This window comes from Mycobacterium sp. GA-0227b, assembly GCF_001499855.1.
GTDB lineage: Bacteria > Actinomycetota > Actinomycetes > Mycobacteriales > Mycobacteriaceae > Mycobacterium.
Genome location: NZ_LQIK01000022.1, coordinates 1 through 2,386 on the forward strand (window position 1 = coordinate 1; position 2,386 = coordinate 2,386).

A 2,386-nucleotide genomic window follows, 5' to 3' on the forward strand; every position below is an offset into this window, starting at 1 on the left:
CCGGTGACAAGCGTCTGGTCGGCTACATCACCGGCAGCGCAGACCCGGGCGATATTCGCGCCCAGCTGTTGGATCGGTTGCCCGACTATCTGGTCCCGGCCACGGTGGTGCTACTCGACGCGCTGCCGCTGACCCCCAACGGCAAACTCGACACCCGCGCCCTGCCCGCACCCGAATACGCCGCCGGCGCATATCGCGCCCCCGCCAGCGCAATCGAAGACATCCTGGCCGGCATCTACGCCCAAGTACTCGGCCTACCACGCGTCGGAGTCGACGACTCCTTCTTCGACCTCGGCGGCGACAGCATCTCGGCGATGCGCCTGATCGCCGCGACCAACGCCTCGTTGAATGCCGGGCTGTCGGTACGCGCGGTGTTCGAAACACCCACAGTTGGCCAGTTGGCGCCGCGGATCGGTACGGGTTCGCACCAGCTGCCGCCGTTGCGGCCGGTGGAGCGACCGGCCGTGGTGCCGTTGTCATTTGCGCAGCAGAGGTTATGGTTCCTCGACCAGCTGCAGGGTCCGTCGCCGGTGTACAACTTGGCGGCGGCGTTGCGGTTGAGTGGGCGGCTCGACGTCGAGGCGTTGGGCGCAGCGCTGGCCGACGTGGTCGCCCGCCACGAGAGCCTGCGCACGCTGTTCGTCGCGCCCGAGGGAGTGCCCCAGCAGCTGGTCGTGCCGCCCGAGCGGGCTGATTGCCGTTGGAATGTCATTGAGGCCAGCGGCTGGTCGGCGGCCCAACTCGAGGAAGCCATCGGCGCGACGGTACGCCACACCTTCGACCTGACCACCGAAATCCCGCTGCGCGCAACCCTTTTCCAGGGCACTGACGACGAACACGTGCTGGTGACCGTCATGCACCATATCGCCGCCGACGGATGGTCGACGACGCCGTTGGTAGCTGATCTACGAGTGGCCTATGCCAGCCGGTGTGCCGGCCAGGCTCCCGAATGGCCGCCGCTACCGGTGCAGTACGTCGATTACACGTTGTGGCAGCGCGAATTTCTGGGCGATCTGGCGGACAGCGACAGCCCCATCACCGCGCAGTTGACTTACTGGGAGCAGGCGCTGGCCGGGCTGCCGGAGCGGCTGGAATTGCCCACCGATCGGCCCTACCCGGCGGTGGCCGATCACCGCGGCGCAAGTGTCGCCGTGGATTGGCCGGCCGAATTGCAGCAGACCGTGGCCCGGGTGGCCCGTGCACACAACGCGACCAGCTTCATGGTGGTCCAGGCCGGATTGGCGCTGCTGCTGGCCAAGCTCAGTGCGAGCCGCGACGTGGCGGTGGGCTTCGCCATCGCCGGACGCGGTGATCCCGCGCTCGACGAGTTGGTGGGATTCTTCGTCAACACCTTGGTGTTACGGGTCGAGTTCGCTGGGGATCCCACTGTCGCTGAACTGCTGGACCAGGTGCGTCAGCGCAGCCTCGCCGCCTACGAGCACCAGGACGTGCCCTTCGAGGTACTGGTGGAGCGGCTCAACCCCACCCGAAGCCTCACCCACCACCCCCTGTTTCAGGTGGCGGTGGCCTGGCAGAACTGGCAGCATGAGGATCCCACCGCCGGACTGACTTTGGGTGATTTGCAGGTCACGTCGATGCCGGTGCACACCCAGAGCGCCCGCTGGGATCTGGCCTTCTCATTGGCCGAACGGTGGACCGAAGCTGGTGAGCCCGCCGGGATCGGCGGAGCGGTGGAGTTTCGCACTGATGTGTTTGATGCGGCCAGTGTCGAGGCTGTGGTGGAGCGGTTGCGGCGGGTGTTGGTGGTGATGGCTGCTGATCCGGGGCGGTCGTTGTCGTCGGTGGATTTGCTTGACGAGTTCGAGCATGCCCGACTCGATGAGGTCGGTAATCGGGTGGTGTTGGGGCGGTCTGCGGCGCCGGTGTCGATTCTGGAGTTGTTCGACGTGTGGGTGCGGCGGGTTCCGGATGCGGTGGCGTTGTGTGGCGGGCAGCGTTCGTGGACGTATCACGAGCTTGATGAGGCTGCAAATCGGTTGGCGCACTTGTTGACTGCCGAAGGTGTGGGCGCGGGGGATTGCGTGGCCCTGTTGGTGGAGCGGTCGGCTGAGGCGGTCGTGGCGATTGTGGGGGTGCTCAAGGCGGGGGCGGCTTATGTGCCGATCGATCCGGCCCATCCCGAGGCGCGGATCGCGTTCGTGCTCGCTGATGCGGGGCCCAAGGTGGTGATCAGTACCGCTGATCTGGCCGGGCGGCTGGATGAGTGCGGTGTGGTGGTGATTGATGTTGATGATCCGCGTATTGGCAGTCAATCGAGTAGCCCGTTGCCGGTTCCTGGTGGCGGGGGGATCGCTTATCTGATTTACACCTCGGGCACTACTGGTACGCCCAAGGGGGTGGCGGTCACCCATGCCAATGTGACGCG

General features: G+C 66.2%; 1 protein-coding gene. It reads left to right on the forward strand.

All coding sequences use genetic code 11. The annotated features are described in order from the left end of the window. Positions 1–2,386, forward strand: a 2,386-nt coding sequence (locus AU185_RS13350) for a condensation domain-containing protein (RefSeq protein ID WP_156425519.1), incomplete at both ends; no start/stop codon positions are given.